We start from the raw sequence: 24,830 nt of genomic DNA, 5'->3' as shown, positions 1-24,830 counted from the left end.
CGGCCCTGACCGTCGGCACGGCGCCCGACCGACGGCGCAGCGCCTGAACCGGCCCGCCGCACCGGCGTTTCGTCCTACGCCGGTGCGGCGAGCCCCAGCGCCTGGCGGTACCAGGGGGCGGCGGCGGGCAGCCGGGCAAGGGGGCCGGGGCCGGGCGGGCAGGCGGCGAGGCGCCAGACGTCGTCCCCCCGGTACCAGTGGTCGCGGGCGATCAGGGAGAACTGCCGCTCGGAGACGCGGCCCGGGGTGGCGGCGAGCAGACGCCGGCATTCGTCCCACGAGGCGTCGGGGCCGTCCGCGCCGTCCGGGCCGTCCGCGCCGGGCAGCGCGGGCAACAGGCCGAGGCCGGCCAGGGCGGCGAGCAGGTCGCCGGCCCGGACCGGGTCGGGGTGGCTCGCGTGCTGGACGCCGGGCGGGACGGCGTGGTCGTCCAGGGCGAGCGCGGTGATCAGCCGGGCCAGGTCGGCGCGGTCCACCACGGAGAGCCTGGCGTTCCCGCCCGCCCAGGGCACCGGCACCCGGCGGACCAGTTCGGCCAGCGCGGGCACCACCCAGCGGTCGCCCGTCCCGGTCACCAGGCCGGGCCGCAGCACGACGGCACCGGCCGCCAGCGCGACGCGTTCGCCGAGCAGCCTGGTCCGGCTGGCCTCGGAGACCGGGGCGGCCGGCACCTCGTCGACCCCGATGCCGGAGTGCGGCCCCTCGCCGTACACCGCGGTCGTCGACAGGTGGACGATCCGGCGTACCCCGGCCCCGGTAGCGGCGGCCGTCACCGCCTCGGTGCCGCGCACGTTCACCGCCGCGCACTCCTCGGCGCCGCCGGAGACCCGGGAGGCCAGGTGGAGCAGGACGTCGGCACCCTCGCAGAGCGCGGCCAGCGCCGCCCCGTCGGCGAGGTCTCCCGGCACCCAGGCGGCCGGGCCGCGCCCGGCCGGCACTTCGCGGGCCAGCGCGCGCACCCGTGCGCCGCGGGCGGTCAGGGCGGCCAGCACCGCGGAGCCTATGAAGCCGGTCGCCCCGGTCAGCGCGACCGTGGTGCGCTCCGGGTGCCGCCGTCCCGCCGCCATGCCGCACCCCTCGCCGTCCCGCCGTCCCGGCGTGTCCCGTGTCGCCGTCCCGGCGTGTCGCCGTCGACCGGCCGGTCAGTCTATCCAGCCGCCACCCGCCCGGCGGCCACCCGTACGGAGGGGGCGGGGCACGGCCCGAGGTAAGGCCCACCTAGGCTGTAGGCCAAGCAAAACGGGCGAACCGGACCCCCTCCAGGGGCCACGAGGACGGAAAGCAGGGCCCCCCGATGGGCGACGGAATGTCAGGCATGCACCACCACGGCGGGATGACCCAGCTAGGCCCGTTCACCTTGTCCAACGTCTGGACCTGGTCCCCCGACTGGGTGTTCCTGCTGGGAGGCCTGGCCGCCCTGGCGCTGTACGCGGCGGGCGTGGTCCGGCTCCACCGGCGCGGCGACCGCTGGCCGATCGGCCGGATGGTCGGCTGGGCGGCCGGTGTCGGCAGCTTGATCCTGGTCACCTGCACCGGGCTGAACGACTACGGCATGGTGCTGTTCAGCGCGCACATGATCCAGCACATGGTGCTGTCCATGCTGACGCCGATCCTGCTGCTGCTGGGCGCCCCGATCACGCTGGCGCTGCGCGCGCTGCGGCCGACCGGCAAGGGCCGCCCGCGCGGGCCGCGCGAGCTGCTGGTGGCGCTGCTGCACAGCCGGTACGTCCGGGTGATCTCGCACCCGGCCTTCACCATCCCGATGTTCATCGCGAGCCTGTACGGGGTCTACTTCACCCCGTTGTTCGACTTCCTGATGCAGTACCGCGCCGGGCACATCTTCATGATGGTGCACTTCCTCCTCACCGGTCTGGCCTTCTTCTGGCCGATCATGGGCGTGGACCCGGGCCCGCACCGCCCCGGCCATGTGATGCGGATCATCGAGCTGTTCATGGGCATGCCGTTCCACGCCTTCTTCGGCGTGGCCGTGATGATGGCCAGCCACCCGCTGGTCACCACCTTCACCGTGGAGGGCGCGCCACCGGGCACCAACCTCCTGGAGGACCAGAAGCTGGCCGGCGGCATCACCTGGGCGTTCGGCGAGATCCCGACCGCGATCGTGCTGATCGCGCTGGTGTACCAGTGGATGCGTTCCGAACAGCGGCAGGCCCGCCGCTCCGACCGCGCCGAGGAGCGCAGCGGCGACGCCGAGCTGGAGGCGTACAACGCCTATCTGGCCTCACTGCACAAGCGCGGCCCGCGCCCGGCGGCCCCGGCCGCCCCCGCCGCCGCTGTCACCCCCGTCACCCCGGCGGCCGACGCCGGCTGAGCCCACTGCCGCCTGTACCACGGAACCCCCTGTGGAACGGGGGTTCCGCCGTATACGTTCGGACGGTATGCACGCTCTGCTGATCGTCGCCGTCCTGCTCGGCGGGTACGTCCTGCTCTGGCTGCTCGGCTTCCTCGGCTGCGCGCTGCGACAGGGGTGCCGCCCCGCCCCCGTCGGGGCGGACTACCTGGTCGTCCTCGGCGCCGCCCTGGACGGCTGCGAGCCCGCCCCGCCGCTGGCGGCCCGGCTGGACGCCGCGCTGGAACGTTTCGCCGCCGAGGAGGCCGCCGGGCACACGCCGCTGCTCCTGGTCACCGGCGGGAAGGGCCCGCACGAGGAGTGCACCGAGGCCGCCGCGATGGCCCGCTACCTGACCGCCCGGGGCGCCCCGGCCGACCGGATCCGGCGCGAGGAACGGGCCGTGAACACCGTCGAGAACCTGCGTTTCAGCGCGGCGCTGATGGCCGCCGAACGGCCCGGCTACCGGTGCACGGTCGTCACCAGCGGCTTCCACACCGCCCGCACCGCGCTCGCCGCCCGCCGGGCCGGCGCCCCCGGCCGGGTGGTCGCCGCGGACGGACTGCTCGCCCACGGCCCGTACGCACTGCTGCGGGAGGCGGTCGGCACGGCACTCGCCTACCCGCGCGCCAACGCCGCCGCCCTCCTGCTCCTCGCGGGCACCGGGGTCCTCCTCGGCTAGGCGGACCTATGCCCCGGGCCCGGCGGCTGCTACTGGAGCCTCCACTGCTGGTTCCAGCCGCTGTTGCAGGTCCAGACGCCCAGGGCCTTGGCGTCCTCGTCGTAGGTCAGGCAGTCCTGGTCGGTGATCCGGATCTGGTACTGGCCGTCGCCCTGCGCGACGAGCTGCCACTTCTGCTCGTCGGCGCCGGTCCACGGCTTGGCGTCGGCGACGTAGCCCTTGGTGTTCTCGGTCAGCACGAGGCCGGACACGGCGCTGGTGATCTTGTAGCGGCCGTTGCCCAGTGCGGTGAACTGCCAGCCGGTGTTCTTGGGGCCGCTGGTGCCGGCGAGGATCGAGGGGCCGGAGGCAGCCCCGGTGGCCACCGGGCCCCGGCCGGTCTTCACCTTGGGGTACAGCAGCCCGGTCACGGCGTCACCGCCGCCACCGCCGCCCTGGTGCGCGGGCACGCCGGGAGTGGCGGTGCCGCCGGTGCTGACGCCCGGCACCGTACCGGGATTGGCCGGGACACCCGGGGTGGCGGTACCACCGGTGCCGACGCCAGGCACCGTACCGGGCTTGGCCGGGACACCCGGGGTGGCGGTACCACCCGTGCCGACGCCCGGCACCGTGCCGGGGATGCCGGGGGTGACGGGGACGCCCGGGGTGCCGGGGGTCCCCGCGATGTCGGCCGGGATCTCGCGGGCCGGGAAGTGGATGATCCGCTTGCTGTCGTAGCACCGGATCAGCACGCAGGACCGGGAGGTGGTCACGGTCCGGTCCGAGTCGCTGCCGACGAAGGCCCAGTTCCCGTAGCCGCCGTCGCCCTTGTTGGTGAAGGTCGACTCGCCCGCGAAGACCCAGATCCGGAAGTCGTCGTAGCCGGTCGGGCCGCCCTCGCTGTCGTGGTGCTCCAGCTTGACGGTCTGGTCGATCAGCACCCCGCGCATGTCCGCCTCGTAGACGTTGCGGAACCAGAGGGTGTCGTACAGGTCGGTGCCGTCGTACTTGAACACCATCACGTTGAACCCCGGTGCGGCGGCGCTCAGTTGGCCGGCCATCCCCTGGGTGAACGCCGCGTTGTCGGCCTGCGCGGTGAGGGCCGCGCTGCGGAAGCCCCCGATCATGGCGCCGATGGAGCTGATCAGCGCGCTGTAGCAGTTGCCGTTGCCGATGTTGGCGGGCCCGCCGACGCCCGGCTCGATGCCCGGGCAGTCGGTCGCCGCCGAGGCCTGCTGCGGCACGGCCATCAGGCCGGTCGAGGCCAGGGCCGCCAACAGGGTGCCGGCGACGGCCCGTTGGGTGGCCCTGGTCGTCCGGCGGGAGGAAGCGCGCATGCTGAAGTGCCCCGATCATTCGGCGAGGTAGCGTCCGTCTGCGGATCCGCAGCGGAGAGCGGTCCTCCGGATGCTAGGGCCGCTCACCGGCACCACCCGCGATCTTGACGGCACCCTGACGAACCGTTGATGATCTTCCTCCGCGCTGGCCCCGCAGCGGCCGCGGAGGCCGCCCGGAAAGCCCGGAGGCTCCCGGGTCCGGTACCGGACCCGGGAGCCTCCCGGTGCTTCGACTCCCCTGGGATCAGGCGAGGTTGGCGAGCGCCTCGTTGAAGGTCTTGGACGGGCGCATCACCGCCGCGGCCTTGGCCGGGTCCGGCTGGTAGTAGCCGCCGAGGTCGACCGGCGAGCCCTGCACGGCGATCAGCTCGTCGACGATGGTCGTCTCCTGCTCGCCGAGCGCCTTGGCCAGGCCCTCGAACGCCTGGGCCAGCTCGGCGTCGGCGGTCTGCTGGGCCAGCTCCTGGGCCCAGTACAGGGCCAGGTAGAAGTGGCTGCCGCGGTTGTCGATGCCGCCGAGGCGGCGGCTCGGCGACTTGTCCTCGTTGAGGAAGGTGCCGGTGGCGCGGTCCAGGGTGTCGGCCAGCACCTGGGCGCGGGCGTTGCCGGTGCTGGTGGCCAGGTGCTCGAAGCTGGCGGCCAGGGCGAAGAACTCGCCGAGGCTGTCCCAGCGCAGGTAGTTCTCCTTGACCAGCTGCTGGACGTGCTTCGGGGCGGAGCCGCCGGCGCCGGTCTCGAACAGGCCGCCGCCCGCCATCAGCGGGACGACCGACAGCATCTTGGCGCTGGTGCCCAGCTCCAGGATCGGGAACAGGTCGGTCAGGTAGTCGCGCAGCACGTTGCCGGTCACCGAGATGGTGTTCTCGCCGCGGCGGATGCGCTCCAGCGAGAACGTGGTGGCCTCGACCGGGGACTTGATCTCGATCTGCAGGCCGGTGGTGTCGTGCTCCGGCAGGTACTTCTTGACCTTCTCGATCAGGACGGCGTCGTGGGCGCGGTTCTCGTCCAGCCAGAACACCGCCGGGTCGCCGGTGGCGCGGGCGCGGGTGACGGCCAGCTTGACCCAGTCCTGGATCGGCAGGTCCTTGGTCTGGCAGGCGCGGAAGATGTCGCCCGGCTGGACGGCCTGCTCCAGCACCACGTTGCCCTCGGCGTCGACGAGGCGGACGGTGCCGGCCGCGGCGATCTCGAAGGTCTTGTCGTGGCTGCCGTACTCCTCGGCCTTCTGGGCCATCAGACCGACGTTCGGCACGGAGCCGATGGTGGCCGGGTCCAGGGCGCCGTGGGCGCGGCAGTCGTCGATGACGGCCTGGTACACGCCGGAGTAGCTGCTGTCGGGCAGCACGGCGAGGGTGTCGGCCTCCTGGCCGTCCGGGCCCCACATGTGGCCGGAGGTGCGGATCATGGCCGGCATCGAGGCGTCGACGATGACGTCGCTCGGGACGTGCAGGTTGGTGATGCCCTTGTCCGAGTCGACCATCGCCAGGGCCGGGCCCTCGGCGAGCTCGGCCTCGAACGAGGCCTTGATCTCCGCGCCCAGGTGCGGCACGCCGTCCAGGCCGTTGAGGATGCCGCCGAGGCCGTTGTTCGGGTCCAGACCGGCGGCGACCAGCACCTCGCCGTACTTGGCGAAGGTCTTCGGGAAGAAGGCGCGGACCACGTGGCCGAAGATGATCGGGTCGGAGACCTTCATCATGGTGGCCTTGAGGTGGACCGAGAACAGCACGCCCTCGGCCTTGGCGCGCTCGACCTGGGCGGTCAGGAACTCGCGCAGGGCGGCGACGCGCATCACCGAGGCGTCGACGACCTCGCCGGCCAGCACCGGGACGCGCTCGCGCAGCACGGTGGCGCTGCCGTCCTCGGCGACCAGCTCGATGCGCAGCGCGCCGTCGGCGGCGATCACGGCGGACTTCTCGGTGGAGCGGAAGTCGTTCTGGCCCATGGTGGCGACGTTGGTCTCGGAGTCGGCCGACCAGGCGCCCATGCGGTGCGGGTGGGTCTTGGCGTAGTTCTTCACCGAGCCCGGGGCGCGGCGGTCCGAGTTGCCCTCGCGCAGGACGGGGTTGACGGCGCTGCCCTTGACCTTGTCGTAACGGGCGCGGACGTCCTTGTCCTCGTCGGTCTGCGGGTCGTCCGGGTAGTCCGGGAGCGCGTAGCCCTGCGCCTGCAGCTCGGCGACGGCGGCCTTCAGCTGCGGGATGGACGCCGAGATGTTCGGCAGCTTGATGATGTTGGCGCCCGGGGTCTTGGCGAGGTCGCCCAGCTCGGCGAGGGCGTCCTCGATCCGCTGGCCCTCGGCGAGACGCTCCGGGAAGCTCGCGATGATCCGCCCGGCCAGGGAGATGTCGCGGGTCTCCACGCGCACACCCGCCGTCGAGGCGTATGCCTGGACAACCGGCAGGAACGAGTAGGTCGCCAGGGCCGGAGCCTCGTCGGTGTGCGTATAGATGATGGTCGAGTCAGTCATCGGTACTCCGCTTCACGTCTCCAACGTCTTGACGTCAAGATATCTCGTCACGGCCCCCTAGCTCCACCTCCCCCCGCCCCGGAGCGCGCGCCGGGCGCCCCGGGGGCGCGCCGACGGTCAGCTCCACCGTGGTCCCGGGGCGGGTGCGGGGCAAGCGGAGAACGCTCAGACCTCGGTGAACCGGGCCGCCAGCTCCGTCTCGTCGGCGAGGAACCAGAGCTGCCGGCCGCGGTTGCTCTCCCGGACGAAGTCGCGCAGCGGGTCGCTCGCCGCGACGTGGTCGGCGATGTCGCCGAGGACCACGAGGCCGACGCGGTAGTTGACGAACTTCTGCACGATGCCGCCGGCGACCCGGGTGCGCAGCGTGAAGAAGTCCGGGTGCAGCCGGGCGACGGGGACGACCACCCAGGAGGCACCGCGGCCGAACGCGTCGCCGATCACGTCCATGGCGTCCTGCTCCTCGCGGATCGGCGCGCCCTCGGCGGGCAGCCGCAGGACCGTCGTGCCGTACTGCTCGGACATTGCCGTTCTCCCTGGTCGATGTGGATCCGATATGGACCCGATGCGGATCCCGATGCGGATTCGGTGTGACCGACGCCATCCGACGCGGTCGGCGTCAGTGCATGGACGAGGTCATCGTGTGGACGATGCCGAGCAGCGCGGCGGTGTCGGCCGGATCGCCGAGGACGACGAGCCGCAGGGTCTCCCGCTCCTCGTCGTGGATGGTCTCGACGTGCAGCGGCCGGCCGCCCTCGCGCGGGCCGGCGATCGCGGCCATAACGGCGGTGGACAGCCGGTCGGCGGCGGCCCGGTCGACGTTCTCGATCCGGACGACGGCGGACACCTCGGCCCGCCGCGCGCCGGCGCCGGGCGCGGGCGGGGCGGCCGGGGCGCCGGTGAAGGCCTCCAGGTCCGCACGGGCGATCCGGTACTGCTTGCCGATCCTGGCCGCGACGAGCCGGCCGTCGCGGATGTAACCGCGGACGGTGCGCACGTGCAGGCCGAGCAGTTCGGCCACCTGTTCCACCGAGTAGTACTGCGCCACCTGCGACCATCCTCTCGAACGCCCTCATCCGCAGGAAACATACCATCCGATAGGGATGTTTACGTAATGATAGGGAGTGGTTTAGTCCACTCGGGTGAACCGACCGTCAGGGGTGCGTCAACGCACCCACCCATTCGGTCAACGCCGCGTCAGGACCGGCGACGCCCGGCGGAACCCGGCCTAGCGTCGAAGCAGCAGTTCCGGCAGGCACCACCACCCCACCCGGGAGCACTCGCATGGCCCGCGTCGTCTGGCACGTTCCGGTCACCGTCTCCGATACCGGCACCACCACCGCCCTCCGCCTCTTCCGCCTGCGCGACGGCCGCCGCTGCGCCGTCGGCTTCTCCAGCCCCGAGTCGCTCGCCGCCCTCTTCGGGCCGGACCAGGCCTTCACCGAACTCGGTGAACCCGCCCTTCGCGCGCTCACCGCCCCGCTCGGCATCGACACCCTCGTCCTCGACCCGCGCCTGGTCGCCCCGCCCGTCACCGCACCCGCCGCCCCGCTCGCCCCCGTCCCGACCGCACAGCTCCAGCACCGGTGACCGCCCTCCAGCTGGTCCCCGAGGACCCGGACCCCGAACCGGAACCACCTGAGCCGGCCCGGGCGCTGCACGCGCTCGCCCGGGTCAGCTACGGGCCGGTCCCGCTCGACTTCGACCGGCTGGCGGCCGAGCACCCGGCCGTCCAGGGCGGACTCTCCCTCGCCGGCGACGCCGACCTGGAGCTCCGCCTCGCCTGCACCGGCCCCGAGGAACTGCGGGCGGTCGCCACCGCCCTCCAGCGCGCCGGGGCCGCCAAGGTCAGGATCGACCTGGTGCTGCGCGCCCTCACCCCCAGACCCGTCACCCTCCGCCCGGTCCCCTAGGCCTCCTCCTCGCTCCCCGGTCGGACGGCGCCAGGGCCCCGCCCCGGTGCCGTCCGACCGTGATCATTTCCTCGTCCCGCGCCCGCGACGTACCGTCAAGCCCAGAGGCGACGCACCCGGCTTGAGGAGCAGGCACGATGGACCGATTGACGTACGACGAGGTCAAGGCCGCCGGCGAGCGGATCGCCGGGAGGGTGCGGCCGGTCGCGGTCGCCCCCGGGGACGACCGCGGGCGGACCTGGCTGGCGCTGGAGTTCCTTCAGCACACCGGCAGCTTCAAGGCGCGCGGTGCGCAGAACTTCCTGCTCGCGCACGCCGAGGCGGGCACCCTGCCGGAGGCCGGGGTCACCATCGCCTCGGGCGGCAACGCCGGGCTGGCCTGCGCCTGGGCCGCGCGCGAGCTCGGCGTGCGCGCCACGGTGTTCCTGCCCGAGACGGCCTCCCCGGTGAAGCTGGCGCGGCTGCGCTCGTACGGCGCCGACGTGCGGCTGGTCGGCCGGGAGTACGCGGAGGCGCTGGCGGCCTGCGAGGAGTTCGCGGCGGGCAGCGGGGCGCTGGCCTCGCACGCCTACGACCACCCGCTGATCGCCGCCGGCGCGGGCACCGTGCTGGAGGAGATCCGCGCCCGGGTCCCCGGGCTGGACACGGTGGTGGTGTCGGTCGGCGGCGGCGGGCTGTTCGCCGGGGTGGCCGTCGCGGCCCGCGAGCACGGCGTCCGGGTGGTCGCGGTGGAGCCGGAGGGCAGCCGGGCCCTGCACGCCGCCCTCGCCGCCGGCCACCCCGTCGACGTCCCGGTGTCCTCCGTGGCCCAGGACGCCCTCGGCGCCCGCCGCGCCACCGCCCTCGCCGTCCACGCCGCCCGCCACGAGGGCGTCCGGTCCGTCCTGGTCGACGACGAGGCCATCGTGCGTGCCCGCCGCCGGCTCTGGGAGGACCGCCGCATCGCCGTCGAGTACGCGGCCTCCACCGCCCTGGCGGCCCTCGACCACGCGGAGGGCGAGCGGGTCGCCGTCCTCCTGTGCGGCGCCAACACCGACCCGTCCGACCTCGCCACCCCCTGACCGACGGCCCCCGGACGGCGGCTTTGGCCGGATCCGTCGTCAAGCACGAAGACCTGCCCGCCGGTTGGGAAACCGGCGGGCAGGTCCCGTTGTCGGCCGGGTGCTACAGGCTCAGCACCGCCCGCAGGGCCCCGGCGACCTCCGCCTCCGGGTCGTCCGCCGCGCCCGTCGAGCGCCAGGCGACGAAGCCGTCCGGCCGGACCAGCACGGCGCCGGCCGGGCCGATCCCGTGCAGCTCCGCGAAGTCCGCGCCCGGCTCCGGCGCCAGGTCGTCCTCGGCGCCGCCGCCGATCCGGTAGGCGTCCAACGGGACGGCCAGCCGGTCGGCCGCCCGCCGCGCCCCGGCCTGCCAGGCCGCGCCCTCGGGGCCGGTGAGCAGCACCATCGCCTGCTCGTACAGGTCCAGCGTGGACAGGCGCACGCCCGCCCGCAGCAGCCACTGGTGCGGGGCCCGGCTGCCCGGCTCCCCGGCCGACTCGAACTTCTCGGGGACGACCGCGCCCGCCGGGTCCGTCCCGATCACCGCGCCCACCGGGTAGCGGTAGCCGAGCGCCACCCCGAGCACCCCGGTCTGCCGCCCGGCACCCGGCACCACCGCGTACCCGGGGTGGCTGTGCTCGGCCGAGCGGGCCGAGGCGCGCTCGCTGGTCACCTGCGCGACCGGGCGGCGCTCCTGCCCGTACGTCTCCAGCAGCTCCGGCCCGGCCCACCCGCAGAGCACCGCGGCGAGCTTCCAGGCCAGGTTGTGCGCGTCCTGGATGCCGGTGTTCGAGCCGAACGCGCCGGTCGGCGACATCTCGTGCGCGGAGTCCCCGGCGAGGAAGACCCGCCCGGCGCCGTACCGCTCGGCCACCCGCTCGGCGGCGTGCCAGGGCGCCCGGCCGGTCACCTCGACGTCGAGCTCCGGCAGGCCGACGGCGGTGCGGATGTGCCGCTCGCAGCGCTCGTCGGTGAACGCCTCCAGCGGCTCACCGTGCTCGGGGTGCCAGGGCGCGTGGAAGACCCACTCCTCCTGGTTGTCCACCGGCAGCAGCGCGCCGTCCGCCTCCGGGTTGGTCAGGTAGCAGGCGATGAAGTGCCGGTCCCCGACCACGTCGGCCAGCCGCTTGGCGCGGAAGGTGATGCTGACGTTGTGGAACAGCTCGCCCTGGCCGCTCTGGCCGATGCCCAGGCGCTCGCGGGCCGGGCTGCGCGGGCCGTCCGCGGCGATCAGGTAGTCCGAGCGCACCCGGCGCTCCTCGCCGGTCTCCCGGCTGCGCAGCACCGAGGTGACGCCCTCGGCGTCCTGCTCGAAGGAGACCAGCTCGGTGTTGAAGCGGACGTCGCCGCCGAGGTCGCGGGTGGCGCGCAGCAGCACCGGCTCGAGGTCGTTCTGGCTGCACAGGCACCACGAGCTGGGGCTGAACCGGGCGAGCCGCCCGCCGGGGTCGATCTCCCGGAACAGCCACTCCTGCTCGGTGCCGGTCAGCGAGGGCGCCTGGAGGATGCCGTGGTTCGGGGCGAGGACCGACGCCGCCTCGCGGATCGCCGGCTCGATCCCGGCCACCCGGTACAGCTCCATCGTGCGGACGTTGTTGCCTCGGCCACGCGGGTGATGCGAGGTGTCGGCGTGCTTCTCGACCAGCAGGTGCCTGACACCCAGTCGGCCGAGGAAGAGCGAGGCCGACAGCCCGACCAGCGACCCTCCCACGATCAGGACCGGCACCCGGTCGTCAACCTTCGGATTCATCAATTGCTCCACCCTGTCAGGGGATTCAGCGGACCGGCGCCTGGGGTCGGGGCCGCCGTCGAGGGGGCCGCACGGCCGGGGGCCCCGCTCTTCCATCCCCCGCCCGAGGGTGCTTGTGCCGCCTCTTCCCCCGGATGGCCCGCAAATATCGCGGCACCCCGGTACGCCGCTCACGATCGACTTCAGGCCTGGCGCCGACCGACCGGGCCGATCGCCGTCGCACCGCCCTCCCAAGCCGGGAGCACCCCCCGGACGCGGCCCACCGCGGCCCGCAACGTGCGGCCCAGAGCAGAAAGTGGATCATGACAACTCTGTCCGAACCGCAGCGGAAGCAGCAGGCCGACTCCGACACCCGGCTCCGGGTGGTACTGATGCTGGAGATCCAGGACGGCGCCCAGCAGCGCTTCCTCGACGTCTACGAGCAGCTGCGCCACCAGGTGGCCTCGGTGCCCGGCCATGTCAGCGACCAGCTGTGCCAGTCGATCAACGATCCCCGCCAGTGGCTGATCACCAGCGAGTGGGAGGACCAGGACACCTTCCTGGAGTGGGTGGACAGCCCCGCCCACCGCGAGATGGTCAAGCCGATGCACGGCTGCGTCAGCGACAACTTCCGCTCGCTGCGCTACGGCATCCTGCGCGAGACCTCGGCGGCCGGCTCCACCGGCACCCGGGCCCCCCTGGAGGTGCCGCCCGGCCTGCCGCGCACCGAGCCCGCCGGGCACGTCGGCCCGCCGAAGGCCGAGCCCGGCCCGGACGGCGTGGTCCGGCACGCGCTTACCTTCACGGTCAAGCCCGGCAGCGAGCACGAGGTGGCCCGGATCCTGTCCGGCTACGCCTCGCCCCGCGCCGAGGTGGACGAGCACACCCGGCTGCACCGCACCTCGCTGTTCATGCACGGCAACCGGGTGGTCCGGGCCGTCGAGGTGGTCGGCAACCTCGGCGACGCGCTGCGCCACGTGGCGATGCAGCCGGAGGTGCGGGCCGTCGAGGAGGCGATCAACCCGTACCTGGAGGAGGCCCGCCAGCTGGGCGACCCGCAGGCCGCGCGCGCCTTCTTCGCCCGGGCCGCGCTGCCGGCGAAGCACCAGGCGATCGCCAGCTCCCCGACCTCCGCCCGGCTGCACCGGCACGCCGTGCTGTACCCCGTCCGCCCGGGCGAGGGGCAGGCCGTCGCCGAGCTGCTCGCCGACTACGACAACCTCGCCACCGCCGACCCGACCGGCCCGGTCGCGGCCAGCACCGTGTTCCACCGGGCGGACGTGGTGGTGCGCCTGGTCGACCTGCGGGTGCCGGCCGAGGCCGACCCGGCGGCCGCCCTCGGCGTGGCGGGCGACCAGGAGGCCGCCGCACTCGGCCGACTGCTCGACCTCGGCCCGCAGGGCGACCTGCGCACCTCCACCGGACTCGCCGCCGCCCTGGCCGCCCGCGCCATGAGCCCGGTCACCGACCGCAGCTCGCAGGACAACTGAAGAACCAGCCGCATCTCTCGGAGGAAGACACCATGACCACGCAGTACCCACGGATCGTGCACGTCGACGAGGCACCGGAGAACCGTCGGCGCGGCGGCGACCTGCGCGCCATGCTCACCCCGACCACCTGCGGGGCGACCAGCGGGTTCATGGGGCTGGCGATCGTCCAGCCCGGCGAGCGGATCGGCGAGCACTACCACCCGTACTCCGAGGAGTTCGTGTTCGTGGTCAGCGGCGACCTGGAGGTGGACCTGGACGGCGAGAGCCGTCCGATCAGGCCCAACCAGGGCCTGATGATCCCGATCAACATGCGCCACCGCTTCCGCAACGTCGGCGACACCGAGGCCCGGATGGTGTTCCACCTCGGCCCGCTCGCCCCCCGCCCCGAACTCGGCCACGTGGACACCGAGGAGACCGGCGCCGCCGGGCCGCCGGAACACGCCAAGGTGGCCTCGTGACCCGGCGCGTCGCCGTCACCGGGATCGGCGTCGTCGCGCCCGGCGGGGTCGGGGTCCCGGCGTTCTGGGAGCTCCTCACCTCCGGCCGCACCGCCACCCGGGGCATCACGCTCTTCGACCCCACCGGGTTCCGCTCCCGGATCGCCGCCGAGGTCGACTTCGACCCGGCGGCCCACGGGCTGGGCCCGGCGGACGTCCAGCGGGCCGACCGCTACGTGCAGTTCGCGATGGTCGCGGCGGACGAGGCGATCGCCGACGCGGGCCTGGACCTGGCCGCCGAGGACCCGTGGCGGATCGCCGTCTCGCTCGGCACCGCCGTCGGCGGCACCACCCGGCTGGAGCACGACTACGCCCTGGTCAGCGCTGGCGGCGCCCGCTGGGACGTCGACCACCAGCGGGCCGATCCGCAGCTGCACCGGGCCTTCGCGCCCAGCACGCTGGCCTCCACGGTCGCCGAGCGCACCGGCGCGCACGGCCCGGTGCAGACCGTCTCCACCGGCTGCACCTCCGGCCTCGACGCGATCGGCTACGGCTTCCAGGCCGTCGAGGAGGGGCGCGCCGACATCTGCATCGCCGGCGCCTCCGACTCGCCGATCTCGCCGATCACCGTCGCCTGCTTCGACGCCATCAAGGCCACCAGCGAGCGCAACGACGACCCGGAGCACGCCTCCCGGCCCTTCGACGCCCACCGGGACGGCTTCGTCCTCGGCGAGGGCGGCGCCGTCCTGGTGCTGGAGGAACTGGAGCACGCCCGCCGCCGCGGCGCCCGGATCTACGGCGAGATCGGCGGCTTCGCCACCTTCGGCAACGCCTACCACATGACCGGCCTCACCCAGGAGGGGCTGGAGATGTCCCGGGCGATCGACGACGCGCTCGCCCACGCCCGGGTGGACCGCACCGACGTCGGCTACGTCAACGCGCACGGTTCGGGCACCAAGCAGAACGACCGGCACGAGACCGCCGCCGTCAAGCGCTCGCTCGGCGCCCACGCCTACCGGACGCCGATGAGCTCCATCAAGTCGATGGTCGGGCACTCGCTCGGCGCGATCGGCGCCATCGAGGTGGTCGCCTGCACCCTGGCGCTGGCCCACGGCGTGGTGCCGCCGACCGCCAACTACGAGACTCCGGACCCGGAGTGCGACCTCGACTACGTGCCGCGCACCGCGCGCGAGCTGCCGCTGAGCCACATCCTCTCGGTCGGCAGCGGATTCGGCGGATTCCAGTCCGCCGTCGTGCTCAACAGAACGGGGTGAGTGTCATGACGTCACGTCAGCAGGGCCGCCGGGCGGTGGTCACCGGCCTCGGCGTGGTGGCGCCGAACGGCGTTGGGGCCGACGCCTTCTGGAAGGCCACCAGGCAGGGCGTGAGCGTCCTCGACCGGATCACCCGCGAGGGCTGCGACGGGCTGCCGCTGCGCGTCGCCGGCCAGGTGCGGGACTTCGACCCGCGGGCCGCGATCGACAGCCGGTACCTGGTGCAGACCGACCGGTTCACGCACTACGCGATGGCCGCCGCCGACCTGGCGGTGGCGGACGCCGGATTCCACCCCGACCCCGAGCATCCCTTCGCGGTCGGGGTGGTGACCGCGGCCGGCTCCGGCGGCGGCGAGTTCGGCCAGCGCGAGCTCCAGCAGCTCTGGGGCAAGGGGCCGCAGTTCGTCGGCCCGTACCAGTCCATCGCCTGGTTCTACGCCGCCAGCACCGGCCAGATCTCGATCCGCGGCGGCTACAAGGGTCCGTGCGGGGTGGTCGCCAGCGACGAGGCCGGCGGCCTGGACGCGCTCGCGCACGCGGCCCGCACGATCGAGCGCGGCACCGACGCGGTGGTGGCCGGCGCCGCCGAGGCACCGTTGGCGCCGTACTCGATGGTCTGCCAGCTCGGCTACCCGGAGGTCAGCCTCGCCGGGCAGCCCGACCGGGCCTATCTGCCGTTCACCGCGCAGGCCTGCGGCTTCGCCCCCGCCGAGGGCGGCGCGATGCTGCTGCTGGAGGACGAGCAGGCGGCCCGGCTGCGCGGCGCCGCCGTCCGGGCCCACCTGGCCGGACACGGCTCCACCTTCACCGGGGCCTCCCGCTGGGAGGAGTCCCGCGAGGGGCTGGCCGCCGCGATCCGCATCGCCCTGGACGAGGCCAGGATCGCGCCCGAGGAGATCGACGTGGTCTTCGCGGACGCGCTCGGCGTTCCGGCCGCCGACCGGGCCGAGGCGCTCGCACTGGCCGACGCGCTCGGCCCGGCGGCCGAACGCGTCCCGGTCACCGCCCCCAAGTCCGGCACCGGACGGGCCTACTGCGGCGCGCCGATGCTGGACGTGGCGGCCGCCGTCCTGGCCATGGAGGACGGCGTGCTGCCGCCCACCCCGAACGTCACCGAGGTCAGCCACGACCTCGCCCTGGTGACCGGCCGCGCCCGTCCGGCCGAACTGCGCACCGCACTGGTGCTCAGCCGCGGGCTGATGGGTTCCAACTCCGCACTGGTGCTCCGGTGCGGAGACCGGCCCTGAATCCGCACCCGCAACTCCACCGAAGGGACATCCCGTGAGCAACACCCTCAGCTATCACGAGCTGGCCGCCCTGATCCAGGCCCGGGCCGGCGTCACCGTCGACCCGCTGCACCTGGAGCGCCCGGGCGCGCAGTTCGACGAGTTCGGCGTCGACTCGCTCGGCCTGCTCGGCGTCGTCGGCGAACTGGAGAACCGGCACGGCCTCAAGGTCACCTCGGGCGCCGAGTCCGCCAAGACCCCGGCCGAGTTCCTGCAGCTCGTCAACACCTCCTTCCTCTCCCCGAAAGCTGGTGCCTGAGATGCCCGGACACACCGACAACGAGATCGTCATCGCCGCCCCCCTCGACCTGGTCTGGGAGATCACCAACGACCTGGAGAACTGGCCGGACCTCTTCAGCGAGTACGCCTCGGTGGACGTGCTGGAGCGCGACGGCGACAGCGTCCGCTTCCGGCTCACCATGCACCCGGACGAGAACGGCCAGGTGTGGAGCTGGGTCTCCGAGCGCACCACCGACAAGTCCTCGCTCGCGGTGCGCGCCCGCCGCGTCGAGCCCGGCCCGTTCGAGTTCATGGACATCCGCTGGGAGTACGCCGAGGTCCCGGCCGGGACGAGGATGCGCTGGATCCAGGACTTCGCGATGAAGCCCACCGCCCCGGTCGACGACCACGGCATGGTCAACCACATCAACCGCAACTCCCGGATCCAACTGGAGCTGATCCGCGAGAAGGTCGAGAAGCGGGCGGCGAAGCGGTGACCGGAATGCACCGCGCCCTGATCGTCGCCCGGATGAAGCCCGAGGCCGCACCGGACATCGCCGAGGTGTTCGCCACGTCCGACCAGGGCGAACTGCCGCACCTGATCGGCGTCACCGGCCGCAGCCTGTTCCAGTTCGGCGACGTCTACCTGCACCTCATCGAGGCCGACCGCCCGCCGGGCCCGGCCGTCGCCAAGGTCATCGGCCACCCGGAGTTCCGGTCCGTCAGTGACCAGTTGACCGCCTTCGTCCAGGCCTACGACCCGGCCACCTGGCGCGAGCCGAAGGACGCCATGGCGCACGAGTTCTACCGCTGGGACCGCTGACCCCGTCCCACCCGTCCCGCTCGTCCTGGGCCCGCCCCCGGCCATCCGCCGGGGGCGGGCCCACGTGCGCGTCCGGCTCGACCGGACGTGGCGTCAGCGCCGTCCGAGCCGGCCCGACGCGGCGTCAGTGCCGCCCACGTCCGCCCGACGGCACGTCAGCACCATCCGAGCCCGCCCGACGCGGTGTCAGTGCCATCCCGGGCCTGCCCGACGTCGCGTCAGCACCATCCGGGCTTGTCCGACGCGGCGTCAGTGCCTTCTGGACGGGCCCGACACGCCGTCAGCACAGGACCGACTCGGCCCGGACCGCCGCGAATCCTTTTCACCCGTCTCACTGGGGCACCCGGGTGAACCGGGCCGGGACTCCACTCGAATCGAGCACAGTCCGTACCCAAGTCGCCACTCTCCGGTGGCGGCGGACGTCGCGGTGGTTGACGGTGAATCAGACGCAGTTCCCACGAATTCCCTTGTCCGGCGCCGTGCCGGCGATCGCGGGCCTGTGTATCGGAAGGATCAACCTCATGCGTTCTGCACGCACTCTGCTCGCCGGGGCGGCTGTCGCCGCCGTTCTCACCGTCGGCACCCCCATGGCCTTCGCCGACGGCTCCGCCGACCAGGCGAAGAGCCTCACCTCGCAGGACCAGTCCGACCGCGGCGACGAGCACGGCCGTGGCGACGACCGTGGCGACGAGCACGGCCGCGGCGAGGGTCGTGGCGACGAGCACGGCCGTGGCGAAGGCCGTGGCGACGAGCACGGCCGCGGCGAGGGTCGTGGCGACGAGCACGGCCGCGGCGAAGGCCGTGGCGACGAGCACGGCCGCGGCGAAGGTCGTGGCGACGAGCACGGCCGCGGCGGCGACAAGGGCGGCGAGGGCCGCGGCGGCGACAAGGGCGGCGAGGGCCGGGGCGGCGAGCACGGCCGCGGTGGCGAGCACGGCCGCAAGGGCCCGCACGGCGGCGTGCACGCCGGCGGTGGCGGCCTGGCCGTGGCCGAGACCGGCACCACGCTGTCCGGTGGCGGCCTCGCCTCCGGTGCCGTCCTGCTGATCGGCGGCCTCGGGGCCGGCGCGTACGCGCTGCGCCGCAACCGCCGCAACACCGGCGCCACCATCTGACGTCCGGCATCTGACGCCGCCCCCACGCGCCTCCCCACCAGGGCGGCGCGCACGGGGGCGGCGGGTCGTTTTGGACCTTCTGGACCTTTCGGACTTTTTCGGGCCGCCACCGGCCCGGCTGCGCATGGGAATGGAGAAAGAGGAGCGATGGGCGGTCCCGTCCCTGGAATGTCCCGACTGCTGCGCACCGGCATCGGTGCGGCGGCGGTCGGCCTGCTGCTGATGTACAACTCGGTCGACACCACGCCGAGAGCCAACTCGGCGTCCCGCATGACCCGTCCCCCGGCGATCGTCGCGCCGGCCACCCCCCGCCCGTCCGCACCGGCCACCACCCCCGCGGACGCCCCCGCGGAGGCCCCTGCGGAGGCCGCCGAGGACCCGGCCCCCGCGCCACCGTCGCTGGGCCGCGCCAATCCGACCCGGCTGCGGATCCCGCAGATCGGCGTCGACGCCCCGTTCACCGAGCTGACGCTCGATCCGGAGGGCCAGCTCACCGCGCCGCCGCCGGACGACGACAACCTGGTCGGCTGGTACCGGGACGGCGTCTCCCCGGGCGAGCTCGGTAGCTCGGTGGTCGCCGGGCACGTGGACACCACCACGGGCCCGGCGGTGTTCGTGATGCTGAGCCAGATGCAACCGGACCAGCAGATCGAGGTGGAGCGCGCGGACGGCACGGTCGCGGTGTTCTCGGTGGACTCGGTGGAGGCCTTCCCCAAGAACGCCTTCCCGGACGACAAGGTGTACGGCCAGACGCCCGACGCCCAGCTGCGGCTGATCACCTGCGGCGGTGCGTACGACAAGGGCCAGAAGGACTACTCGGACAACGTGGTGGTCTTCGCGCACCTGGACTCCTCGCACCCGGCCTGACCGGCAACGCGAACGACCGCCGCCCCCAACTCCCGGGGGGACGGCGGTCGTTCGCGTGGGGGCCGGTGCTCAGCCGCGCACGGTGGCCTCGAAGGCGTGCAGGTAGGGGTTGACCGGGTGGACGTCCGCGACGTCCAGTCCGGCGTCCTCCATCAGCCGCACCATGCTCTCCTTGGAGTGCTTGGCGCCGCCGACGTTGAGCAGCAGCATCAGGTCCATCGCGGTGGTGAAGCGCATCGACGGGCTGTCGTCGACCAGGTTCTCCACCACCACGACGCGGGCGCCGGGCCGGGCCGCGGCGACCACGTTGGCGAGGGTGCGGCGGGTGCTCTCGTCGTCCCACTCCAGGATGTTCTTGATGATGTAGAGGTCGGCGCGGACCGGGATCTCCACCCGGCAGTCACCGGGCACCAGTCGGGCGCGGGCCGAGAAGGCGCCGCCGTCCTGGAGCCGGGGTTCGGCGCCGGCGACCACCTTGGGCAGGTCGAGCAGGGTGCCGTGCAGCGCCGGGTGCTTCTCCAGCAGGCTGGCCAGCACGTGCCCCTGGCCGCCGCCGATGTCCGCCACCGAGTCGACGCCGGTGAGGTCCAGGTACTCGGCGAGGTCGTGGGCGGACTGCCGGCTGGAGGTGGTCATCGCCTTGTCGAAGACCTTCGCGGAGTCGCCCGCGTCGCTGTGCAGGTAGTCGAAGAACTCCTTGCCGAACAGTTCGGGGAAGACGTTGCGGCCGGAGCGGACCGCCTCGTCCAGCTTGGGCCAGGCCTCCCAGGTCCACGGCTCGGTGCACCAGAGGGAGATGTAGCGCAGCGAGTTGGGGGCGTCCTCGCGCAGCAGGCGGGACATCTCGGTGTGCTCGAAGCGGTCGTCGGAGGTCTCGGAGAAGATGCCGTAGCAGGTGAGCGCGCGCAGCAGGCGGCGCAGCGGCAGGGGCTCGGTGTCGAGGGCGGCGGCGAGATCGGTGAGGCTGGTCGGGGTGTCGCCGAGCACGTCGGCGACACCGAGCCGGGCGGCCGCGCGGACGGCGGCGGCGCAGGCGGCGCCGAAGACGAGCTCGCGCAGGCGCATCGCGGCCTGGGGAGTCGGGGGCGGTGCGATCGTCATGGGAGGTCTTCCTTGTCGACGGGGGCGGGGGTGCCGGGGGCGCGTGCCGGGGGCGGGTCGTACCGGATGCGGGTCGTACCGGGAGCGGGTGCCGCGGCTCAGCAGCGGCCGAACGGCTCGGACCGCGCGCAGGTGTTTCGGGCGAACGCGTTCTCGCCGGTGTCGCGGTCGGCGATGTCGGCCGGGCTGTTGCCGCTCAGGTGGTTGTCGGCGACGGTGTTGCGGGCGTTGGCGACGCCGACGACGCTCTTGAAGAGGACGATCCCGCCGGAGAAGTCCGAGCTGCCGACGTTGTCGTGGACCTCGTTGTCGGTGACCCGGGCGTCCTCGACCCCGGTGAGCACGATGCCCGCGCCCTGGATGGCGCCCAGCCGCGGGTTGGCCGGGCAGAACATGTTGTTGGCGACGACCTCGTTGCGGCGCACGTCGAGGTCCCCGGCCCGGGGCACGCCCTCGTCGCCGACCACGAAGACGCCGGCGCAGTTGCCGCGGAGCTCGTTGTCCTGGACGGCCAGCCCGCGCAGTCGGCGGACGGTGACGCCGACCCGGTTCTCGGTCAGCTCGTTGCCCTCCACGACGGTGCCCCCGGTGTCGGGCGCGCCGCCCTCGCGGTAGGCGTAGTTGGCGAGGAAGACACCGGACTGGCCGTTGTGGGTCGCGCGGTTGCCGACGATCCGGGCCCGGGTGGAGATCTCCTGGCTGATGCCCTGCTGGGCGTTGTCGTGGACGTAGGTGTCGCGCACGGTCAGGCCGGTGGTGCCGCTGGCGTCGATGCCGTTCTTGCGGAAGCCGGTGACGGTGAGGGTCTCGATGGTGACGTCCGGCAGCGGGGCCGCCTCGGTGCCGTCGACGCACAGGCCGTGTCCGGCGGTGGCGCAGGCGTTCTCGGTACCGTCCCCGGGGGTGATCACGCTGTCCGCGCCGGCGCCGCGCAGGGTGAGGCCCGGGGTGGTGATGCGGACGCTGCCGGGGTAGGTGCCGGCGAGCAGTTGGACGGTGTCGCCGGGGAGGGCGGCGTCGACGGCCTGCTGAATCGATTCGCCCGGCTGGACGACGTGCAGCCCGTCGGCGGCGTGCGCCGCGGGCACGGTGGCCAGGCCGGCGAGGACGGTGGTCAGGGCGGTGGCGGCGGCGGTGGCCGCGGCGAAGTGGTGGACCCGTCGCGTGGGCATGAGTGGTGACCTGTTCTTTCCGGCGCGCTCGCCGGTGTGCGGCCGGAGCCTGCCGGGCGGCGCGCTAGGTACGCGGTGTCTGTTGTTACACGGTGTGCGGGGGTGGTGACGGCCGGTGGGTGCGGCCGACTCGACGCTATGGGCCGCCGGGTGGGCCCGCCACCAGGGCTGGGCTGCGGGACTGACGGGGCGTCGGCCGGTGGTGGGACGGCCCGGCGTGGCGCGTACGGCGCGGCGCGCTCCGGACCACGCCGCACGGCACGCCCTCGGACCGCCCCGGCACCGCCGACCGGGCCGCGTGCCACCGCCGGCCGGCGGCGTGACATCCTCGGGGCCATGACCACCGCACCCGCAGCGCCCCTCGGCACCCTCCGCAACCCGGTCGGCGCCCACGTTCCGGTGGCCGCCCGCGGGCTGGCCGGAACGGGGCTGGCGTACGCGCGCCGGGTCGGCGCCGAGACCGTGCAGGTGTTCGTGGCCAACCCGCGTGGCTGGGCCACCCCGCCGGGCAACCCCGCGCAGGACGAGGAGTTCCGGGCGGCCTGCGCCGAGCAGGCACTCCCCGCCTGGGTGCACGCCCCGTACCTGATCAATTTCGGCTCGGACAACCCGGCCACCCGCGAGCGCTCGGCCGACTCGCTGCGGCACTCGCTGCGCCGCGGCCACGCGATCGGCGCGCTGGGCGTCGTCCTGCACACCGGGTCGGCGGTCGGCACGGCGCCCGGCGGCGGCTCCCGGCGGGCCGAGGCGATGGCACAGGTCCGGGCCGACGTGCGGCCGCTGCTGGACGAACTGGACGCCCTCGGCGAGGACGCGCCCTGGCTGCTGCTGGAGCCGACGGCGGGCCAGGGCAGCTCGCTCTGCTCCCGGCTGGAGGAGCTCGCCGAGTACGTCGAGGCGCTGGACGGGCACCCGAAGGTCGGCGTCTGCCTGGACACCTGCCACGCCTTCGCCGCCGGGCACGACCTGGCCGTACCGGGCGGGGTGACGGCCGCGCTGGACGCCCTGGCGTCGGCGGCCGGGCCGGGCCGGCTGCGGCTGATCCACGCCAACGACTCCGAGGACGTCGTCGGCGCGCGCAAGGACCGGCACGCCAACATCGGCGCCGGGATGATCGGCGCGGAACCGTTCCGCGAGCTGTTCGAGCACCCGGAGACGGCCGGTGTCCCGCTGCTGGTGGAGACCCCGGACCGCAAGCACGGCGGGGACGGCACCGGGCACGCGATGGACATCGCCGTGCTGAAGGAACTGCGCGAGCGGGCTGCCGCCCCCGCCCGGCCGGCCTGACCTGCTCGGCCCGCCGCTCGGACAGCCGTGAGCCCGGGGGCCCACAGCGGCCCCCGGGCTCACCGGTCGGTCAGCAGTCGCCGATGCAGTCGTCCTCGGTGTGCTCGTGGACGTTCAGCCAGTTGGCGTGCGGGCCGAACAGGCCGACACCAGCCGAACCCGACTCCAGGCTCTGCCCGGTCGACGAGTGCGACCCGTGCCAGGCCGCCATCGCCGGCGCCGGCGCCGCGAAGGCAGCGGCGCCCGCCACGGCCGCGATCACGGCGAGCTTGCGGATCTTCCCACGAAGCGACATCTGATGTCCTCTGGTTCGATTCTGGTCCTCGATCCGCCTCCCGGAACGGCCGGTGCGGCCACCGGACGGGGCGGACGGCGCCCCACCGGGGGAAGCGCCGGGCCAACGTTTGCACACGAACGCGCACGCGCCGCGGCGCGCCGCAAACCGGCTGAGGCATTCGGGTGACGACATCCCTCCCCCGGGTGAACGCCCTCGGACACCCGACCGCACACCGAACGGCCGGTCCGGACCGGCGCAGGACGAGTGCCCGTCCGACCGGTGCGGGACCGCAAGTCTTGCGGTGACATGCCAGGCCGACTGAACAAATCCCATCGATTTGGTACAGAGCGCCACCCGGTTCGAGCATGAACGGTGGCTCCACCGAGCACGCGCAGGACCACGAAAGGCGCACCACCCTCATGCAGACCAGCCCGGCCGCACCCCGGCAGGCGACCCGACCGAGCCCGCCGGAGACCCCGGAAGCGGTCACCGCGACGCCCCGCAAGGGCGGCCGCTTCGGCCTGCCGACCGCCACCGCCCTGGTGATGGGCAACATCATCGGCGGCGGCATCTTCATGATCCCCGCCGCCGTGGCCCCCTACGGGACGGTCAGCCTGGTCTCCTTCGTCGTCCTGACCGTGGGCGCGATCGCACTCGCGCTCGTCTTCGGGCAGCTCGCGCGCCGCAACCCGCGCACCGGCGGGCCGTACGTCTACGCCCGGGAGGCCTTCGGGGACTTCGCCGGGTTCCTGTCGGCCTGGTCGTACTGGATCACCACCTGGGTCAGCAACGCCGCGCTCGCGGTCGCCGCCGTCGGCTACCTCGACGTGCTGCTGCCCGTCGGCCACTCCATCGGGCTCAGCATCGCCGCCGCGATGGCCTTCCAGTGGCTGCCCGCGCTGGCGAACCTGGCCGGCACCCGCTACGTCGGCGCCGTCCAACTCGTCTCCACCGTCCTCAAGTTCATCCCGCTGCTGCTGGTCGCGGTGGGCGGCCTGGGCTTCTTCGACGCGCGCAACCTGGGCCCCTTCGACGCCACCGGGCACGGCTGGGCCGGCGGGATGACGGCGGCCGCGGCCATCCTGCTCTTCAGCTACCTGGGCGTGGAGTCGGCCGCGATGAGCGCCGGCCAGGTCCGCGATCCGGAGCGCAACGTCGGGCGGGCCAGCGTGCTCGGCACGGCCGGTGCGGCGGTGGTCTACCTGCTGGGCACGCTCGCGGTCTTCGGCACCGTCGCCCACGACCGGCTGATCCACTCCACCGCGCCGTTCTCGGACGCCGTGGACGCCATGTTCGGCGGCACGTGGGGCGGCACGGCCATCGCCGTCGCCGCACTCGTCTCGATGACCGGCGCGCTCAACGGCTGGACGCTGCTGGCCGCCCAGGCGCCGTACGCGGCCGCCAAGGACGGGCTGTTCCCGGCCGCCTTCGCCAAGGAGCGGCGCGGCGTCCCGGTGTTCGGCGTCGTGACGAGCGTCGCGCTGGCCTCGGTGCTGACCATCCTCAACTTCGCCACCGGCGCCAAGGGCGCGTTCGACATCCTGGTGCTGGTCACCACCTTCACCGCGACCGTCCCGTACCTGCTCTCCACCGCCGCGCAGCTGTACTGGCTGGTGCGCGGCATGCCCGACAAGGTCTCCGGGGGCCGGCTCGCCCGGGACGCGGTGCTGGGCCTGGGCGCCTTCGGCTTCTCCCTGTGGCTGGTGGCCGGCGCCGGTTACGCGGCCGTCTACCAGGGCGTGCTGTTCCTGTTCGCCGGGATCCTGGTCTACGTCTGGATGGCGGCCCGCCGCCGGGACTGACGGCCCGGGGCCGGGGCCGCGGCGGCTCGGAGTGACGGGCTCCTGACGGATCGTCACACACCTTGCCCGGAGCGGCGGATGTGGACATCCTTGGCCGGAGGTTTCCCTCCCGGGCGGCTCCTCGCCATCGGCCGGCCCGCCCGCGCCGGATAGACGGGAGACCGGAACCTCCGCACCCTGCACCGCCGT

At 73.8% G+C, this 24,830-nt stretch carries 25 protein-coding genes; 16 read left to right on the top strand and 9 right to left on the bottom strand.

Features of this window, described 5'->3' with window-relative positions; translation table 11 throughout:
• Nucleotides 1–74: 74 nt before the first annotated feature.
• Nucleotides 75–1,067: an NAD-dependent epimerase/dehydratase family protein gene (locus ACIOGZ_RS13020; RefSeq protein ID WP_400985917.1), complete on the bottom strand. Its 993-nt coding sequence runs from the start codon at nucleotides 1,065–1,067 to the stop codon at nucleotides 75–77.
• Nucleotides 1,068–1,315: 248 nt separating this feature from the next.
• Here ACIOGZ_RS13020 and ACIOGZ_RS13015 point away from each other — a divergent pair, with 248 nt between their 5' ends.
• Both ACIOGZ_RS13015 and ACIOGZ_RS13010 read left to right on the top strand, forming a co-directional pair.
• Entirely contained in the window at nucleotides 1,316–2,329 is a 1,014-nt protein-coding gene (locus ACIOGZ_RS13015) for a cytochrome c oxidase assembly protein (RefSeq protein ID WP_363586004.1), read from the top strand.
• 67 nt (nucleotides 2,330–2,396) lie between these two features.
• On the top strand, nucleotides 2,397–3,029 hold the full coding sequence (locus ACIOGZ_RS13010; protein WP_400985915.1) for a YdcF family protein: 633 nt from the start codon (nucleotides 2,397–2,399) through the stop codon (nucleotides 3,027–3,029).
• Nucleotides 3,030–3,058: 29 nt separating this feature from the next.
• On the opposite strand, the gene ACIOGZ_RS13005 is transcribed toward ACIOGZ_RS13010, so the two are convergent.
• From ACIOGZ_RS13005 to ACIOGZ_RS12990, 4 genes are all read right to left on the bottom strand, one after another.
• Nucleotides 3,059–4,345 (bottom strand): RICIN domain-containing protein, encoded by a 1,287-nt coding sequence (locus ACIOGZ_RS13005; protein WP_363586002.1) that lies wholly within the window; start codon nucleotides 4,343–4,345, stop codon nucleotides 3,059–3,061.
• Nucleotides 4,346–4,589: 244 nt separating this feature from the next.
• Nucleotides 4,590–6,812 carry an NADP-dependent isocitrate dehydrogenase gene (locus ACIOGZ_RS13000; RefSeq protein WP_363586001.1) on the bottom strand — a complete coding sequence of 741 codons (2,223 nt, stop codon included), beginning with the start codon at nucleotides 6,810–6,812 and terminating at the stop codon, nucleotides 4,590–4,592.
• Nucleotides 6,813–6,977: 165 nt separating this feature from the next.
• On the bottom strand, nucleotides 6,978–7,334 hold the full coding sequence (locus tag ACIOGZ_RS12995) for a DUF4180 domain-containing protein (RefSeq protein WP_363586000.1): 357 nt from the start codon (nucleotides 7,332–7,334) through the stop codon (nucleotides 6,978–6,980).
• Nucleotides 7,335–7,428: 94 nt separating this feature from the next.
• Nucleotides 7,429–7,857: a helix-turn-helix domain-containing protein gene (locus ACIOGZ_RS12990; RefSeq protein ID WP_363585999.1), complete on the bottom strand. Its 429-nt coding sequence runs from the start codon at nucleotides 7,855–7,857 to the stop codon at nucleotides 7,429–7,431.
• Between the two features lie 236 nt (nucleotides 7,858–8,093).
• On the opposite strand from ACIOGZ_RS12990, the gene ACIOGZ_RS12985 reads away from it, so the two are divergent.
• The 3 genes from ACIOGZ_RS12985 to ACIOGZ_RS12975 all read left to right on the top strand — a co-directional run bounded on the left by ACIOGZ_RS12985 (nucleotide 8,094) and on the right by ACIOGZ_RS12975 (nucleotide 9,783).
• Nucleotides 8,094–8,399, top strand: coding sequence for an SAV_915 family protein (locus tag ACIOGZ_RS12985; protein WP_400985913.1), 306 nt, complete (start codon nucleotides 8,094–8,096; stop codon nucleotides 8,397–8,399).
• Nucleotides 8,396–8,722: a hypothetical protein gene (locus ACIOGZ_RS12980; protein ID WP_363585997.1), complete on the top strand. Its 327-nt coding sequence runs from the start codon at nucleotides 8,396–8,398 to the stop codon at nucleotides 8,720–8,722. The genes ACIOGZ_RS12985 and ACIOGZ_RS12980 overlap by 4 nt, the downstream gene beginning before the upstream one ends.
• Before the next feature lie 137 nt (nucleotides 8,723–8,859).
• On the top strand, nucleotides 8,860–9,783 hold the full coding sequence (locus ACIOGZ_RS12975; RefSeq protein WP_363585996.1) for a serine/threonine dehydratase: 924 nt from the start codon (nucleotides 8,860–8,862) through the stop codon (nucleotides 9,781–9,783).
• Between the two features lie 103 nt (nucleotides 9,784–9,886).
• Here the strand turns inward: ACIOGZ_RS12975 and ACIOGZ_RS12970 are convergent, their stop codons facing one another.
• Nucleotides 9,887–11,512, bottom strand: a complete 1,626-nt coding sequence (locus ACIOGZ_RS12970) for an FAD-dependent monooxygenase (RefSeq protein WP_363620999.1) — start codon at nucleotides 11,510–11,512, stop codon at nucleotides 9,887–9,889.
• Nucleotides 11,513–11,814: 302 nt separating this feature from the next.
• Between ACIOGZ_RS12970 and ACIOGZ_RS12965 the strand changes: the two genes are divergently transcribed.
• The 9 genes from ACIOGZ_RS12965 to ACIOGZ_RS12925 all read left to right on the top strand — a co-directional run bounded on the left by ACIOGZ_RS12965 (nucleotide 11,815) and on the right by ACIOGZ_RS12925 (nucleotide 19,002).
• Nucleotides 11,815–12,981, top strand: a complete 1,167-nt coding sequence (locus ACIOGZ_RS12965; protein WP_363585994.1) for a SchA/CurD-like domain-containing protein — start codon at nucleotides 11,815–11,817, stop codon at nucleotides 12,979–12,981.
• Between the two features lie 32 nt (nucleotides 12,982–13,013).
• Nucleotides 13,014–13,439 (top strand): cupin domain-containing protein, encoded by a 426-nt coding sequence (locus ACIOGZ_RS12960; RefSeq protein ID WP_350879141.1) that lies wholly within the window; start codon nucleotides 13,014–13,016, stop codon nucleotides 13,437–13,439.
• A complete protein-coding gene (locus tag ACIOGZ_RS12955) occupies nucleotides 13,436–14,692 on the top strand; it encodes a beta-ketoacyl-[acyl-carrier-protein] synthase family protein (protein ID WP_363585993.1) in 1,257 nt (418 codons plus the stop codon). The genes ACIOGZ_RS12960 and ACIOGZ_RS12955 overlap by 4 nt, the downstream gene beginning before the upstream one ends.
• Nucleotides 14,693–14,697: 5 nt before the next feature.
• A complete protein-coding gene (locus ACIOGZ_RS12950) occupies nucleotides 14,698–15,939 on the top strand; it encodes a beta-ketoacyl synthase N-terminal-like domain-containing protein (protein ID WP_363585992.1) in 1,242 nt (413 codons plus the stop codon).
• A gap of 34 nt (nucleotides 15,940–15,973) precedes the next feature.
• Nucleotides 15,974–16,237, top strand: a complete 264-nt coding sequence (locus ACIOGZ_RS12945) for an acyl carrier protein (protein ID WP_363585991.1) — start codon at nucleotides 15,974–15,976, stop codon at nucleotides 16,235–16,237.
• A gap of 1 nt (nucleotide 16,238) precedes the next feature.
• Complete coding sequence (locus ACIOGZ_RS12940; RefSeq protein ID WP_400985910.1) at nucleotides 16,239–16,694, top strand: SRPBCC family protein; 456 nt, start codon at nucleotides 16,239–16,241, stop codon at nucleotides 16,692–16,694.
• A gap of 5 nt (nucleotides 16,695–16,699) precedes the next feature.
• The gene (locus ACIOGZ_RS12935; RefSeq protein WP_063351612.1) at nucleotides 16,700–17,020 is read left to right on the top strand and encodes a TcmI family type II polyketide cyclase; all 321 of its coding nucleotides are present in this window, start codon (nucleotides 16,700–16,702) and stop codon (nucleotides 17,018–17,020) included.
• A gap of 521 nt (nucleotides 17,021–17,541) precedes the next feature.
• The gene (locus ACIOGZ_RS12930; RefSeq protein WP_363585989.1) at nucleotides 17,542–18,135 is read left to right on the top strand and encodes a hypothetical protein; all 594 of its coding nucleotides are present in this window, start codon (nucleotides 17,542–17,544) and stop codon (nucleotides 18,133–18,135) included.
• A 168-nt stretch (nucleotides 18,136–18,303) separates the two neighbouring features.
• Complete coding sequence (locus ACIOGZ_RS12925; protein ID WP_363585988.1) at nucleotides 18,304–19,002, top strand: class F sortase; 699 nt, start codon at nucleotides 18,304–18,306, stop codon at nucleotides 19,000–19,002.
• 69 nt (nucleotides 19,003–19,071) lie between these two features.
• Here ACIOGZ_RS12925 and ACIOGZ_RS12920 read toward each other — a convergent pair whose 3' ends face one another.
• Together ACIOGZ_RS12920 and ACIOGZ_RS12915 are read right to left on the bottom strand one after the other, a co-directional pair.
• Nucleotides 19,072–20,103, bottom strand: coding sequence for a methyltransferase (locus ACIOGZ_RS12920; protein ID WP_363585987.1), 1,032 nt, complete (start codon nucleotides 20,101–20,103; stop codon nucleotides 19,072–19,074).
• 98 nt (nucleotides 20,104–20,201) lie between these two features.
• Nucleotides 20,202–21,275, bottom strand: coding sequence for a right-handed parallel beta-helix repeat-containing protein (locus tag ACIOGZ_RS12915; protein WP_363585986.1), 1,074 nt, complete (start codon nucleotides 21,273–21,275; stop codon nucleotides 20,202–20,204).
• 336 nt (nucleotides 21,276–21,611) lie between these two features.
• Between ACIOGZ_RS12915 and ACIOGZ_RS12910 the strand changes: the two genes are divergently transcribed.
• A complete protein-coding gene (locus ACIOGZ_RS12910; protein WP_363585985.1) occupies nucleotides 21,612–22,562 on the top strand; it encodes a deoxyribonuclease IV in 951 nt (316 codons plus the stop codon).
• A gap of 70 nt (nucleotides 22,563–22,632) precedes the next feature.
• Here ACIOGZ_RS12910 and ACIOGZ_RS12905 read toward each other — a convergent pair whose 3' ends face one another.
• Nucleotides 22,633–22,857, bottom strand: coding sequence for a hypothetical protein (locus tag ACIOGZ_RS12905; protein ID WP_363585984.1), 225 nt, complete (start codon nucleotides 22,855–22,857; stop codon nucleotides 22,633–22,635).
• Between the two features lie 401 nt (nucleotides 22,858–23,258).
• Here ACIOGZ_RS12905 and ACIOGZ_RS12900 point away from each other — a divergent pair, with 401 nt between their 5' ends.
• A complete protein-coding gene (locus tag ACIOGZ_RS12900; RefSeq protein ID WP_363586029.1) occupies nucleotides 23,259–24,641 on the top strand; it encodes an amino acid permease in 1,383 nt (460 codons plus the stop codon).
• The last annotated feature ends 189 nt before the right edge of the window (nucleotides 24,642–24,830 follow it).

This window comes from Kitasatospora sp. NPDC088160, from assembly GCF_044741445.1.
Lineage (GTDB): Bacteria > Actinomycetota > Actinomycetes > Streptomycetales > Streptomycetaceae > Kitasatospora.
Note: the sequence above shows the minus strand (reverse complement) of the source record. Positions and strands in the feature narration are given on the sequence as shown.